Raw genomic sequence first — 15,418 nt, 5'->3', positions numbered from 1 at the left:
TCTTATTCAGTATCACAGTGGAATAATTGTTTAGATTTCTTTACAGGAGCTTGTGTTTTTCCTCCTTTAATTTTTTCCTGCAACATCATATTTATCAACTTTGAACGTTCTGCTTTAATTGCTTTACGTTTTGCTTTGTCTTTTTCGATATCGAAATAGACTGCTCCGTCGATAATTGTTTTCTCAGGTTTTGAGTAGATAGATAACGGATTGTCATTCCAAACAACAATGTCTGCATCTTTTCCTACTTTAATACTACCAGTTCTGTCATCTAAATGTAATAATTTAGCAGGGTTGATAGTTACAGTAGCCCAAGCATCTTGCTCAGACATACCTCCATATTTAACCAATTTAGCAGCTTCTTGATTTAAACGACGTGACATTTCAGCATCATCTGAATTGATAGCAACGGTTACTCCTTGATTATGCATAATTGCAGCATTGTAAGGAATGGCATCATTTACTTCAAATTTATAAGCCCACCAATCAGCAAAAGTAGAACCACCTACACCGTGTTCTTTCATCTTATCAGCAACTTTATATCCTTCTAAAATATGCGTGAATGTGTTAATATTAAAGTTGAATTTTTCTGCAACTTTCATCAACATATTAATTTCAGATTGTACATATGAGTGACAAGAAATAAAACGTTCTTTATTAATAATTTCAGCTAAGGTTTCTAACTCAATATCTTTACGATAAGGTTGTCCACTTTTCTTTTTAGCATCATATTCTTTAGCTCTTTGGAAGTAGTCTATATATACTTGCTCAACTCCCATACGTGTTTGTGGGAAACGAACTGTTTGTAAGTCACCCCAGTTAGATTGCTTTACATTTTCACCTAGAGCAAACTTGATAAACTTAGGAGTGTTTTTATAAATCATATTATCTGCATTCTCACCCCATTTTAATTTGATAATCGCTGAGCGACCTCCAATTGGGTTCGCAGATCCGTGAAGTATTTGAATAGAAGTAACCCCACCGGCTAAGTTTCTGTAAATATTAATATCGTTAGGATCAACAACATCTTCAATAGTTACTTCTGCAGTAGAATTATGTCCTGCTTCGTTAATTGCAGAAGCCGCTATATGTGAATGCTCATCAATAATACCCGTTGTAACATATTTTCCTGTCCCATCAATTACGGTAGCACCTCTTTTAGGTAAGTTTTTACCTATATTGGCAATTTTACCATCTTTAATATAAATATCTGTATTGTTTAATACTTCACCATTTTCAGAGGTCCAAACAGTAGCTTTTTTAATTAATAAAGTTTGTCCCTGCGGTTTTGTATGATTACCAAAACCAATATTTGGATAAGATACTGCTACAACTTGAGGGGCATCTTCCTTCTTCTTTTTTTGCTCGTCCTTTTTCTTTTCTTTAGAAACAAATGTTGCAGTCCAATTAGATTCATTTCCATTCGTGTCAATAGCTGTTCCTTTGATGTTCTTATTATCAATTTGCCCTGTAAGACGTGTAAAATTATCACCTTCTCTTAAGGCAATAGTTACCCAGTCATTTGCAAACGTAAACTTTGAATTTACCTTTTTATCACCTTTTTTAATCGCTGCAGTTTGCTTAGCCGCTTTTCCAGAGATAGTCATATCATATGATTGACCATTTACTGTTAAGCTGTACTTACCAGTAATATCTTTAATATTCATTGGGTTGATTTCATTCTTCATTCCTTGAACCCAATTTTCATATACGGTAGTTTTTTTATCAAAAAGATCTCCCGAAGTAATTAAGAAGTTGGCATAGCTTCCTTTTTCTAAGTTTCCAATTTTATTGTTTCTTAAAATTTTAGCAGGAACAGTTGTTAAAGCTTCTAAAGCTTTTGTTTTATCTAAACCATGAGCAATTGCCTTTTGTAAGTTAGCTGTAAACTCTTTGGTTGATTTTAAGTCGTGAGTAGTTAATGCAAAAGGTATATTGTTTTTTGCCAAAACAGATGGATTAGAAGGCTCTTGGTTCCAAGAACGCATATCACCCAATGCAATTCTATTCGTTAAAAATGTATTTGAAACATCGTATGCCTTTCTAAAATTGATAGGAATAATATAAGTAGCATTGGTGTTTTTAATATCATTGATTCGTTCATATTCGTTTCCTCCACCAACGATGGTATATTGAATTCCGAATTCATCACCAATCTTGTCAGCACGCATATTTTCTAAATATCCACCTGCGTTGAATATTTGAGGTAAATTTTTATTGTTGTTTAATGCTTCTAAAGCTAAATCGGTGTTTTTTGCATTTCCTTGAGCATACCAATCCGCGTCTAAATACGCTTGACGTAATAATGCCATGGCTCCCATACGAGAAGTAGGATAGCTTTGACTTGATTTAGCACTTTTAGAAAAAGATAAGTAATTACCAGACCTGGTATCTAAAACTCTATAGGCATCTGTACTATTTGGGTTTAAAGTAACCAAAACACCAGTTCCTTGCATGATTCCATCTTGCATATTGGTGTTAACGACTCCAAAACCTAACTTGATAAGCTCTTTTGCTTTCTTATCATCAAATTTAAATAGTTTTGCAGCAGCAACATCAGGTCTAATGTGATCATTCCAGTAATAGCCTTTTCTGGTAGCGTCGTATTGTGGACGCTTACCGAAATTGTTTTGTCTTTTTGGTTTTTCCACTCCAAAAGAAGAATATGCATCTACAAAAGAAGGATAAATTGATTTTCCATCTAAATCAATTGTTTGTGCATTTTTAGGAACCACAACCGATTTAGCAACACTAACAACTTTACCATCCTTAACAAGTAAAGTACCTTTTTTTATAATTTTTGTTGGAGTAACATGAATTTTCGCATTGGTAAATGCAAAAACCTTGTTTTTGGTTGTTTTTACTCCTGTATTGGTAGGGAAATATTCTTGTGCATGTAGGGTAGTACCGCACAAAAATAACAGTAGTAATAAAAATTTTTTCATTGAGAATTAAGTTGAATTAGAATATAAAAGTACGCGGATATTAACGAAACTTTAAGCTTTTAACAAAACATTAAGATTTGATTAAGGAAGTATAAGTTTCCCTATTTTTTCATGTCCAGATAACCAAGCCATGTTCTTATTTACAAACTGAATACTGTAGTAACCATCCTTACTTACCTCTTTCCAAGTATGACCTCCGTCATTGGAAAAAGAAATACCTGTTTTACCTACTGCAAATACTTCTTTACCATTTGTGTTGGGAACATATTGTACACAACTTTTATAATTTGGATTCTCATTATCGGCAACAATTGTCCACGTTTTTCCACCATCTGTTGTGATGGCTTTGTTAGCACAGTTGTCTTCAGGTCTTGAATAGTTTCCTCCAACGGCTATTCCGTTATTTTCATCATAAAAATCGATAGAATAAATTCCTTGAGGACCTTCTCCTTGAATAAAAGGAGTGTCAAAAATTTGCCAAGTCTTCCCGTAGTCAGTAGATTTTAATATTCGAGATCGTTTTCCACCAGAAGCAATCCATACAGTACTATTTACTATAGCAATATTGGTATTACTAGCAGCAAAAAAAGCTTCTCCTTCTTCAAATTTTGGCAATACATCACACGATAATTTTTTCCAATTAACTCCTCCATCCGAAGTTATTATGATTGAAGGGCAGTCTTCTGTAGGATCTCCCACTGCAATTCCATAAAACTCATCTTTAAAGAATTTCATACTATCATAAAATACTTTTTCATGTTCCTCTTTATAAACCAATTGAGGACCATAAAATGAAAGACAATATAAAAGGGCTGGATTTCCAACAGATAGCGCGAAGTACCCACTATTTTCAGTATAGGTTATACTTCTAAAATGTGGTAATATAGAGTCTTGATATTTGATTTTAAGGGTATCCCAAGTTTTGCCTCCGTCAATGGTAATACCGAAATCTCCTATAGATCCGGCATAAACTAAAGTATCTTGATTAATGGCATGAATGGCTCTAATGCTAGAACTATCCCTTTTAAATTCTTGAATGGTAATACTATTAATTTCTCTAGGAATATATGTTGTTTCTTTTTTGCAAGAAAAAAGAGTTATAACGACTAAAAAAATAGGTAAGAAACGTGTCATTTTTTTGATATTTTTACAGTACTAAAAATAGATAAATCAATTATATAATCGATGAAAAAAGCATTAGTAATTTCTGGAGGTGGTAGTAAAGGTGCATTTGCAGGAGGTGTTGCAGAGTATTTGATGAAGGAAAAGAAGAAAGACTACGACATGTACTTAGGTACCTCTACAGGAAGTTTAATGGTTTCTCATTTGGCCTTGCACATGCTTGATGAGTTAAAAGAATTGTATACGAATGTCAATCAGCACTCTATTTTTAGTAACAGTCCGTTTCGTATAAAAACGGTGCATGGAGAAAAAGTGGTGTCGATTCGACATAGAAATACGTTATGGAATTTTATTAATGGCCGTAAAACGTTTGGAGAGAGTAAAAATCTACGCAAACTAATTAAGAAGAATATTACCCAAAAAATGCATGAAAAGATTCGTGAAGATAACAAGGAAGTAATTGTTACTGTTTCTAATTTGACAGCGAATCAAATAGAGTACAAGTCTATTTTAGAATGTGAATATGATGATTTTTGCGATTGGATTTGGGGTTCGTGTAATTATGTGCCTTTTATGAGTTTGTTAGAAAAAAACAATATGCAATATGCCGATGGTGGTTTTGGTTGTTTAATACCGATTCGTGAAGCAATTTTAAGAGGAGCCAAAGAAATTGATGCTATTATTTTGGAAACAGAAGTAACACAAATAAATAGATTGCCTGCAAAGAATCCGTTTTCATTGATGTTGAATGTTTTTGATTTTATGTTAGAGCATGTAGAACGTCATAATGTGACTATCGGAAAGTTATCGGCTAAGCATAATGATGTACAATTGAATTTGTATTATACTCCAACAGTATTGACTACAAATTCATTGGTTTTTAATAAAAGAATGATGACCAAGTGGTGGAAACAAGGTTTCGATCATGCCAAGCATCAAGATGGTAATTTGATGAATGATTTTAGACCTGAGTTAATGCCGAATGATGAGATAGAAGATGGTTTGGAAGAATCTAAAAAAGTATCGTAAATGAAATTTGGAAAAGTAGAAAATCCAGCGTTGATAGATTTTAGTTTACCAGAAACGAATGCAAGTACGGTAACACTATTAGAATCTATAGAAAAGAAAGATAAGCCTTCAGTTTATGTAGGTTGTGCTAAATGGAACAAGCAAGATTTAAAAGATTTTTACCCAAGGGGTACAAAAGATGAATTAGCATATTACTCAAAACAGTTTAATTCAATTGAATTGAATGCTACTTTTTATCGTCAATTTCCTGCGGAGCAGTTTTCAAAATGGAAAGAAAAAACGCCAGGAAATTTTAAATTCTTTCCGAAGTTAACTCAAGAAATAAGTCATTGGAAACGTTTACAAGGAGTTGCAGATTCGGTTAATTATTATTTGGATGCTGCCTGTAATCTAGAAGAAAAATTAGGAACTATATTTTTACAATTACATTCTAATTTTGGATCAAAGAATTTTGAAAGAATGCAAAATTTTGCGGCTAGTTGGCCGAAAGGAATCCCTTTAGCTATTGAAGTTCGTCATCCAGATTGGTTTGAAGATGCTACTGTTTTTAATGAGTTTACAGATTTATTAGAAACCTACAATATCGCTAATGTATTGGTTGATACGGCGGGTAGGAGAGATATGGTACATATGCGTTTAACCAATGACGAAGCCTTTGTGCGTTATGTAGGAGCGAATCATCCTTCAGATTATACTCGATTAGATGAATGGGTACTTCGTTTAAAGGAATGGAGAGCACTTGGATTAAATAATATACACTTCTTTATTCACCAGAATTTAGAGGTAGAATCTCCTTTATTGGCGGCTTATTTCATCAAGAAATTAAATAATGAGTTGAACATCAATCTTAAAATTCCTAACGAAGAAAACAATGCTCAAATGAGTTTGTTGTAATTTAGTTTTTAGGTAAAACTTGTTCAATAAATACACCAGTATCTCTTTCTCTTTGTAAATCTATTGAATTGTATAAATGTTCAAAAGACATAGGGTTACAAGAAGGTGGATTTCCTGTAACACCAGAAGAAATAAAGTTTAATATTCTAGCGATAATTGGATCTGAATTTTCACCTAAAACACCTAAGTTAAGAGGATCCTCATTTGTACATAAAGTTAAGGTAGGGTTGAAACCATTTTCATAAGTTTCATCATTTTTATTTAAGAAATTTAATACTATTGGTTGCAGCGCAAAAGTATGATTCCTATTAATCGTAGTATTTAAATTATAATCTTCAGAATCATACAATGTTATCGAACCAGTATTGTTTCCACTAGTAGTACGCCCAAGAATATGAACATTGATATGAGGTCTTAAACTATTTATTAATAATTCAGTAGCCGATGATCCTGTAAAATTCTGACCATTTAAAATAATATATAAATCGGTAATTGCCAACCTATTTAAATTGGTTGTAGCGTTTAATTTATCACTAAACTTAGTTAATAAAGAATCAGGTTGGTTACTTTCAAACCAAGGTTGCGCTTTTGAATTCCACTTTTCTTTAACCAAAACTTCTGTAGTTGGTTGATTGGTAATCATAGAAGCAATTTTTTCTAAATTTTTTACAATAGCTCCACTACCAACTTGATATCTCAAATCTAAAATCAATTTATTAACCGATTGACTTTGTAAATTAGCAAAGGTTTGGTTTAAACCACTTAAATAATTCGAAGAAAAATCGTTATTATACATCAAATAGCCAATCACATCCAATCCACTATTGATAACATTATCTTTAAAAGTAGCTGTATAGTTGTAATTCGATTTTACTAAGGCAACTGATTTTCCGTTAGGTGTTACACTAGTTCCATTAAAGTTAGCCATATTTAAGGTAAAATTATTAGAACCATTAACAAGTAAAGATTCAAAATTACCTCTGGTTAATTGAGTGTTGTCTACAGCATAAAAGAACTCACCACGAACTAAATTCTTACCACTGGCATCAGAGTTAGGTAGTATGTGCGTAATATAACCAACTACATTATCTGCACTACTTGGATCGGCAATAATCCCAAACTCAACTCCATTTGTATTACCCGTTCTTACTTGAGGAGTTGTTAATGTATTATAATCTGCTTGTAATAAAGATTTGGTATCAGTTCCAATTAATAATGATTGAAATAATGCATTAGGGTCATTAAAACCAGATAAATAATTGTATAACTGTTGATCGTTGTTAAATCTTCTATCGGATAAATCAGGAATTTGATTTTGCGATAAATAATAAGCATTCAAACCTCTCCAAACAAAACTTTGCACTTGAATATTATCTGGAGCAAATTCTGTTCTACTGCATGATATAGCAATAAAAGTAAGTATACATAAAAGAGTAGGTTTAATAAACTTCATATATTTTTGGGATTTTAAATCAATATATAATAACGCAATTTAAGTAATAATATTATTTTTTTTGAGAAGCTTTGTAACAAAATTTATATTGCATCGTCGTAGAGATGTAAACCCATTAGAAAGGAAGTAAAATTCTTTTAGTAAGGTTTACTTAATTAACTAACTAAACCATGAAACAATCAGACTTTTTAAAAGCTGTATTACCGTTTAAAGACAAAGTCTTTCGTTTAGCAAAAAGACTATTGGTTTCGACAGAAGAAGCCGAAGATGCTACGCAAGAGTTGTATTTTAAATTATGGAAGAATAAAGAGAAGCTTTCTAATTATAAGAACGTAGAAGCTTTTGCTATGACGATGACAAAAAATTATTGTTTTGATAGATTAAAATCTAAACAAGCGAGTAATTTAACATTAGTTCATAGTAATTATAAAGAAAAAGAAACGTCTTTAGAAAAGAAAGTAGAACATAACGACAGTGTAAACCAAGTACATGCGCTCATTGAAAAATTACCAGAACAACAAAAAATCATTATTCAGTTAAGAGATATTGAACAATATGATTTTGACGAAATCTGTAAAATGGTTGATATGAAACCAACAGCAGTAAGGGTAGCTTTATCAAGAGCCAGAAAAACAATAAGAGAAGAACTAATAAAAAAACATAACTATGGAGTTAGCTAACATAGAAAAATTAGTAGAAAAATATCTAGACGCAGAAACTACGCTTCAAGAAGAAAAAGTTTTACAAGAATACTTTACTTCTAATAATGTGGCACCTCATTTGTATGAGTATAGTTATATGTTTAGTTATTTTAAACAAAGTAAAGATGAAACCTTTACCAAAACCATTCAGTTAAAACCTGAGAGAACTAATAGAAAGAACTGGAAATGGTTATCGGTGGCAGCGTCAGTAGTCTTATTGTTTAGCGTTTTTATAGGACACGAAGAGTATCAAAAGCAACAGGCAAGAAAACAATTTGCACAAGTTAAAGAAGCATTGCAAATGGTTTCAATCAACCTAAACAAAGGAAACGAAGCATTGTATGCAGTTTCAAACAACATAAATAAAGGTCATGATGCTATTGGACACTTAAGTACCTATGAAGAAACAGTAAACAAAGTATTAAACACCGTAAAATAATAAAAGTAAAACCAAGTAAACGTAAATAAGAAAATCATGAAAAAAGTTATATTATTATTAGCATTTTTAGTTACTACAACTGTGTCGTTTGGACAGTCATTATTTGATAAATTAGAAGATTTAGATGAAGTTTCATCTGTAGTAGTTACTAAAGATATGTTTGAGTTGTTAAAAAAGTTTCCAGATTCAAAATCTGATGATATGGAAGTTTTCAATACAATGAAAGGATTAAATGAATTGAAGTTATTTTCAACAGATGATAGCCAAGTAGCTTCTCAAATGGAAGGAATGGTAAATAGTGCTATTAAAAACTCAAATTTAACGCAGTTAATGAGAGTAAAGGATAAAGATTCTCGTGTGAAGATTTATGTAAAGGCAACTAAGAATAAAGATTTAGTTAGTGAAGTATTGATGTTTGTAAAGAATAAGGATAAAGGAAGTAAAATGGAATCAGTAATTGTTTCTTTAACTGGAGAGATTGATGTAAACAAACTATCGAAAATAGCTCATAAATATTCTGATAAGGAAAAATAAGAGTAAAAAAATAAGAAAATAATATGGCGAGATTGCTTCTCGCCTTATTTTAATTAAAATTAAAAGATTATGAAAAAATATGTAATTTATACAATGTCGTTACTAATGTTGGCATTAGTTTCGTGTAACAAACCATCATTGCAAAAATATATTGTAGATAGTCAAAACAATTCAAAATTTGTGACGTTAGATTTTTCTTCAAGTATTTTACCAATAAAGATGAAAGAGGATGCTTCGGAAGAAGATAAGAAAGCTTACGAAAGTATTCGTAAAGTAAATATTGCTTTTTTACCAACGAATAAGGCAACTGAAGAAGAATTAACTGCTGAAAGGCAAAAGATAAAGGAAATTTTAAAAAGTTCTGGATATAAAACGTTAATGAAATTTAATGATAAAAAAGGAAAAGCAACGTTATACTATACAGGAGAAACTGATGCTATTGACGAGATTGTGGGATTTGTTGATGTTAAAGAAATGGGAGTTGGTGTTGGTAGATTGTTAGGAGATGACATGAACCCAAATGCAATTATGAAAATGATGAGAAGTGTAAATGTTGATGGAGATGATGGACAGTTACAAAACCTTAAAAAGATGATTGAAAGTAATGTTGATTCTATAAAGAGTGAATAATTAACATATTATCAAGAATAATAAAAAACACCTATTTATTAAGATAGGTGTTTTTTTTATTTAAGCTATTAAATGGAGTTACTTTTAAAACTGTGGGGAGTAATCCTCTAATAGCTTTTTGGTGAAAAAAAAAGGGAATCAAAAATAGGGGGAACTATTTTCAGATTTCGAAAACAAATGTAAAGGCTTTATGAGTCGATTATGTTCTTGTAGTAATATTGTAGTATTAATTTAACCATTAAAATGTTAATATTTGGAAGGAATGGATAAGATTTGATACATTTGAAGCTCCAAAAAAATAAATAAGCGTATAGTGTTGAGTTGAATTAAACATGGATACTTAATATCTCATCGTTTTATACTAGTAAATTTTGGGATTGAGCCTTATTATATTAGAAGTTGTTGCCTTATAACACGGCGATAATCATAAAAAAAAGTTACCAAAAATATTAATAATGAGGAATTGTCTAAGGGGAACATCATCGTATTTTGGTAACTTGAAAATAACTGAAATTATATAGTTAGGGGAACAACTAAATAATCTTGGAGCAAATGTATTTATAAAGCATTGATAAAAAACTGATGTAGTAGATTTGATGTGTTTTTGAATCGAATTTCAGAAAAAAAATACGTTTGTAGTATAATTGACGAGTGTAAAAACAGCCATTAATTTAGAATAATGAGAAAATGGAACGCCCCCTTATTGTTGTTTTGTTTTATAACTATAATTAGTTTTGGACAACAAAGTGAAATATCTTCAGACGAGTATAAAAAAAAGATTGTTGAAGATTATTATCTATTTCAAAAAACAGAAGATGAAGAATTACTAGATAGCATACTTCGTTATGTGAAAATTAACAATAGAATCATTCAAGAAGATTCTATTAATAGTAAAATTTATTACTTAAAAGGAGTTCGGAATTTATTTTTACAGCAATATAAAATATCAGATAGTCTTTTTTCGAAGTCATTTAATTTAGCAGAAAAAACAAATGATATACTTCTTCAAGGAACTATTTTTAATTCAAGAGGAGTTGCCGCATCTCTAAATAAAAAAGATTATAAAAAAGCAGAAGGCTTATTTAAGCAAGCAGTTACAAAATACGAACAAATAGGAGAACTTCCACAGCAAATAGATGCCTATTACAATCTTACCTTAAACTCTAGAAAGAGAAAAGAATGGGCAGAATCTAATCAATACGCCTTTAAGTATTTGGAGTTAATTAATAAACATAAGAAGCTTACTGGACTTAAAAGATTGTATTATTTTATAGCTGATAATTACTTAGAATTGAAACAGTTTGAAAAAGCTTATGAATATTTAAAGTTGGCTAAGAGTATTGATTTTCCTAAAGACAGTTATAATTTTACTACTAGCTTGATAAATGAAGCATATGCAAAACTATATGAGAAGGATAATCAAGAAATTAAGGCACTAGATTATTATAAAAATGTAATAGTAGAGTTAAGGGCATCTATTAAATATAAAGAGAAGTATTTAGAAGATTCCTACATGCGTGAACTTGAACTTGAAAAGGACTTAAAGGAAAAGAACAAGGAAATTATAAAGGATCAAAAACAACAATTGTATTGGAGTATTTTAACTATAGCACTATTGGTTTTATTGGTTTCTGCAATGATTTATTTTAGAAGGAAAGACAGAAATAAGAATGAAAAAATTAAGGAGTTAAATTTAGAGTTAAAAGAGCTTATTGTTGATTTAAAGGAAAAGAATAAAGAACTTTATGAAAATAAAAAAGAAAACGAAAACTTATTAAAGTTAAACGAACAGGCATTGTTTTCAAGAGTTTTAAGAATCTCTACTTACAATGATTCTATAGGTAAAGTATGTAAGGATATTGAAGGGTATTTAGATACGAATGTAGATACCTCAGGATATTTGTTAATGATAAATAAGAAATTATCAGATTTAATCTCAGAAGAAGAAGTATGGGAGGATTTTAAAATACAGTTTGAAAAAATTAGACCCGAGTTCTTTAATCAACTAAAAAAAGTAGCTCCAAGTTTATCGGTAAATGATTTAAAACATTGTACATATATCGTTGCTAATTTAAAAAGCAAGGAAGTTGCACAACTGATAAATGTGTCACCTAGGAGTGTAGAAACTGCTCGTTATAGAATTAAGAAAAAAATGGGGTTAGAGAAAAATGACAATTTATATGATTTACTAAGTCAGTTATAAGTTTAGAATTTAAGTAAATGTTATTTAATTGTTTCGAATTTTAATTTTTTTAAAAATTATTTGGATTCTAAAAAATAAATTCTAAATATTTGCAGAGACAAAATAAAAGAAATGAACTTTATTCAATTACATCATCATCATTTTCATACTTGCACTCAAGCGAGCTGAAAATGTATTGAATAAAATCAAAATATATTTTAAAACCCGTTTGAGTAAGTCAAACGGGTTTTTTGTTTCTTAAGGCGCCAAGAAATAAACTACTTAAAAAGATTTACTCAAACCAAACTAACGAAAATGAGTAAATTAAAAATAGCCATACAAAAATCAGGGAGATTAAATCAAGACTCGCTCCAAATATTAAAGGAATGTGGTGTTTCTATTGATAACGGTAAAGATCAATTAAAAGCTTCAGCAAGTAATTTCCCGTTAGAAGTATTTTATTTAAGAAATGGAGATATTCCGCAGTATTTAAATGATGGAGTGGTAGATGTAGCAATCATAGGAGAGAACTTATTGATAGAAAAAGGAGAAGGAATTGAGTTTGTTGAAAAACTAGGGTTCTCTAAGTGCAAAGTATCACTTGCCATTCCAAAAAATGAAAATTATAATGGAATAGGTTACTTTCAAAATAAAAAGATTGCTACTTCATATCCAGAAACGGTAAAAAGTTTTCTTCAACAGAATAATATTGACGCACAATTACACATTATTAACGGTTCAGTTGAGATAGCACCAAATATTGGTTTAGCGGATGGTATTTGTGATATTGTATCGAGTGGTTCTACTTTATTTAAGAATAATTTAAAGGAGGTAGAAGTATTGTTGAAATCAGAGGCAGTTTTGGCGGTTTCACCTCAAATTAAAAGTGAACAAAAAGAAATATTAGATAAGCTTCAGTTTAGAATTCAATCTGTTTTAAAAGGAAGGAACTCTAAGTATGTACTATTAAACGCTCCGAATAATAAGCTTGAAAAAATCATTGATATTTTACCTGGAATGAGAAGTCCAACCGTATTGCCTCTAGCAGAAGAAGGCTGGAGTTCAGTACACTCAGTATTAAACAAAAATGAATTTTGGGAAGTAATTGATGAGTTAAAAAATAATGGAGCTGAAGGAATTTTAGTTTGTCCAATTGAAAAAATGGTTGTGTAAATATTATGAAAACAATTAAAAATCCACCAATAAAAGAATGGACTTCTATTTGTAAAAGAGCCACTTTTGATCAAGGAAATCTTGAGAAAAAAGTAATTGCAATTTTAGAAGATGTCAAGCAAAATAAAGACGAAGCATTGATTCGCTATGCTGCGTTATTTGATAGAGTTGAGCTTTCTTCTGTAGAAGTAACCAATGAAGAAATAGCATTGGCAAAAACTTTAGTTTCAGAAGAATTGCAAGAAGCAATTCAACTAGCAAAAAGTAATATTGAAAGGTTTCATACTTCTCAAAAAGAACAAGAAACAAAAGTAGAAACAACTAAGGGAGTTACTTGTTGGAGGAAAAGTGTGGCTATTGATAAAGTAGGATTATATATTCCTGGAGGAACAGCACCTTTGTTTTCAACCATTTTAATGCTAGGTATTCCGGCAAAAATAGCGGGATGTAAAGAAATAGTTTTGTGTACTCCGCCGAATGTAAAAGGAGAAATTGATCCAGCTATTTTATATACTGCATCTTTAGTTGGAGTAACTAAAATATTTAAAGTTGGAGGGGCTCAAGCAATAGCTGCAATGGCATATGGAACAGAAACAGTTCCAAAAGTGTATAAGATTTTGGGTCCAGGAAATCAGTATGTAACTAAAGCAAAAGAACTAGTACAACAAGATGGTGTTGCCATTGATATGCCGGCAGGACCAAGTGAGGTATTGGTGATTGCCGATGAAACTTCTAATCCAGGATTTATAGCGGCAGATTTACTCTCTCAAGCAGAACATGGAGAAGATAGTCAGGTTGTGCTAGTAGGAACAGATGAGTCCGTTATTGAAAAAGTTAATAAAGAATTGAAGATTCAGTTGAATCTTTTAGACAGAAAAGAAATTGCAGAAAAAGCCCTTGGAAATAGTTTTTCAGTTGTATTAAACTCTAAAGAAGAATGTATTGAGTTTAGTAATGTGTACGCTCCAGAACATTTAATCATAGCATCTTTAGAGCCTTTTAATTATATCGAAGGAATCACGAATGCAGGATCTGTTTTCTTAGGGAATTATAGTTGTGAAAGTGCAGGGGATTATGCCAGTGGAACCAATCACACATTACCAACTAACGGATATGCTAAAAACTACAGCGGAGTTTCTTTAGACAGTTTTGTAAAGAAAATTACATTTCAGGAAGTAACTCAGCAAGGGATATTAAATATAGGAAATGCCATAGAGTTAATGGCAGAAGCTGAAGGCTTACAGGCACACAAAAATGCAGTTACCATAAGATTAAAAGAGATTAACAATGTTTAATTTAGAGAAAATAGTTCGTTCAAATATTCAACAATTAAAAGCTTATTCGTCTGCGAGAGATGAATTTAAAGGCGTTGCTGATGTGTATTTAGATGCCAATGAAAATCCGTTTGGAACTTTAAATCGTTATCCAGACCCACAACAAATTCGTATTAAAGAAAAACTTTCAGAAATTAAAAAAGCCAATTTAGATCAGATTTTTGTAGGCAATGGAAGTGATGAAGTAATTGACTTAGCTTTTCGAATTTTTTGTGAGCCAGGGAAAGACAAAGCTTTAACTTTTTCTCCTACATATGGTATGTACGATGTATCTGCTGGAATAAATAACATTGAGTTAATCAAACAGCCACTTTTAGCCGATTTTCAAATTAATCTAAATCAATTACAACCATATTTAGAAATGGATGATGTAAAACTGATTTTTATATGCTCACCAAACAACCCAACAGGCAACATTATTAACAAAGACGATATCATCTATATCCTCAAAAATTTTAATGGAGTTGTTATCATTGATGAGGCTTATATTGATTTTAGTACAAAAGAATCTTTTATCAGTGAAATTAAGAATTACCCAAATTTAATTGTGAGCCAAACTTTTAGTAAGGCATGGGGGTTAGCAGGTGCAAGAGTGGGTACAGCGTATGCAAATTCAAATATTATTGATCTATATAATAAAGTAAAGCCACCGTATAATGTGAGTTCTTTGAATCAGAAAGCAGTTTTGGTGAGCTTAAATAATCAATCAAAATTCGGAATTGAAAAGAACATCATCTTAATAGAAAGAGCAAAGGTAATTGATCAGTTATCTAAAATCCCAATGGTGAAAAAGATATATCCTACAGAAGCCAATTTTGTATTGATTGAAGTTGAAGATGCTGATAAATTGTACAAAGACTTAGTGGAAAAGAAAATAATTACAAGAAATAGGAATACAGTTATAAACAATTGTTTACGTATCACAATTGGTAGTCCAGAAGAAAATCAAAAACTAATCAACACACTAGGAGAACTATAAAAA

At 31.0% G+C, this 15,418-nt stretch carries 13 protein-coding genes; 10 read left to right on the top strand and 3 right to left on the bottom strand.

Translation table 11 applies throughout. The features are described from left to right. Positions 1-2: 2 nt before the first annotated feature. Together Q0873_RS16980 and Q0873_RS16975 are read right to left on the bottom strand one after the other, a co-directional pair. Positions 3-2,945, bottom strand: a complete 2,943-nt coding sequence (locus Q0873_RS16980; protein ID WP_299109627.1) for an amidohydrolase family protein — start codon at positions 2,943-2,945, stop codon at positions 3-5. Between the two features lie 81 nt (positions 2,946-3,026). Next, complete coding sequence (locus Q0873_RS16975; RefSeq protein WP_299109625.1) at positions 3,027-4,079, bottom strand: oxidoreductase; 1,053 nt, start codon at positions 4,077-4,079, stop codon at positions 3,027-3,029. Positions 4,080-4,130: 51 nt separating this feature from the next. Here Q0873_RS16975 and Q0873_RS16970 point away from each other — a divergent pair, with 51 nt between their 5' ends. Then, a complete protein-coding gene (locus Q0873_RS16970; RefSeq protein WP_299109623.1) occupies positions 4,131-5,096 on the top strand; it encodes a patatin-like phospholipase family protein in 966 nt (321 codons plus the stop codon). Continuing rightward, a complete protein-coding gene (locus Q0873_RS16965; RefSeq protein WP_299109621.1) occupies positions 5,097-5,990 on the top strand; it encodes a DUF72 domain-containing protein in 894 nt (297 codons plus the stop codon). It abuts the gene before it with no gap. A gap of 1 nt (position 5,991) precedes the next feature. Here Q0873_RS16965 and Q0873_RS16960 read toward each other — a convergent pair whose 3' ends face one another. Beyond that, the gene (locus tag Q0873_RS16960; protein ID WP_299109619.1) at positions 5,992-7,443 is read right to left on the bottom strand and encodes a S41 family peptidase; all 1,452 of its coding nucleotides are present in this window, start codon (positions 7,441-7,443) and stop codon (positions 5,992-5,994) included. A 170-nt stretch (positions 7,444-7,613) separates the two neighbouring features. On the opposite strand from Q0873_RS16960, the gene Q0873_RS16955 reads away from it, so the two are divergent. The 8 genes from Q0873_RS16955 to hisC all read left to right on the top strand — a co-directional run bounded on the left by Q0873_RS16955 (position 7,614) and on the right by hisC (position 15,415). Beyond that, the gene (locus tag Q0873_RS16955; protein ID WP_299109617.1) at positions 7,614-8,123 is read left to right on the top strand and encodes a sigma-70 family RNA polymerase sigma factor; all 510 of its coding nucleotides are present in this window, start codon (positions 7,614-7,616) and stop codon (positions 8,121-8,123) included. Then, positions 8,110-8,583, top strand: a complete 474-nt coding sequence (locus tag Q0873_RS16950; RefSeq protein WP_299109614.1) for a hypothetical protein — start codon at positions 8,110-8,112, stop codon at positions 8,581-8,583. Before Q0873_RS16955 ends, Q0873_RS16950 begins: the two co-directional genes overlap by 14 nt. Positions 8,584-8,619: 36 nt before the next feature. Continuing rightward, positions 8,620-9,117, top strand: a complete 498-nt coding sequence (locus Q0873_RS16945) for a DUF4252 domain-containing protein (protein ID WP_299109611.1) — start codon at positions 8,620-8,622, stop codon at positions 9,115-9,117. Between the two features lie 69 nt (positions 9,118-9,186). Further along, a complete protein-coding gene (locus Q0873_RS16940; RefSeq protein ID WP_299109608.1) occupies positions 9,187-9,747 on the top strand; it encodes a DUF4252 domain-containing protein in 561 nt (186 codons plus the stop codon). 679 nt (positions 9,748-10,426) lie between these two features. Further along, positions 10,427-11,950, top strand: coding sequence for a hypothetical protein (locus Q0873_RS16935; RefSeq protein ID WP_299109606.1), 1,524 nt, complete (start codon positions 10,427-10,429; stop codon positions 11,948-11,950). A 294-nt stretch (positions 11,951-12,244) separates the two neighbouring features. Next, positions 12,245-13,102, top strand: a complete 858-nt coding sequence (hisG, locus tag Q0873_RS16930; protein ID WP_299109604.1) for an ATP phosphoribosyltransferase — start codon at positions 12,245-12,247, stop codon at positions 13,100-13,102. Positions 13,103-13,107: 5 nt separating this feature from the next. Beyond that, the gene (gene hisD, locus Q0873_RS16925) at positions 13,108-14,397 is read left to right on the top strand and encodes a histidinol dehydrogenase (protein ID WP_299109602.1); all 1,290 of its coding nucleotides are present in this window, start codon (positions 13,108-13,110) and stop codon (positions 14,395-14,397) included. Beyond that, positions 14,390-15,415 (top strand): histidinol-phosphate transaminase, encoded by a 1,026-nt coding sequence (gene hisC / locus Q0873_RS16920; RefSeq protein WP_299109600.1) that lies wholly within the window; start codon positions 14,390-14,392, stop codon positions 15,413-15,415. The genes hisD and hisC overlap by 8 nt, the downstream gene beginning before the upstream one ends. Positions 15,416-15,418 lie beyond the last annotated feature (3 nt).

Source organism: uncultured Tenacibaculum sp. (genome assembly GCF_947498805.1).
GTDB lineage: Bacteria > Bacteroidota > Bacteroidia > Flavobacteriales > Flavobacteriaceae > Polaribacter.
This window is presented reverse-complemented; position numbering and strand designations above follow the sequence as displayed.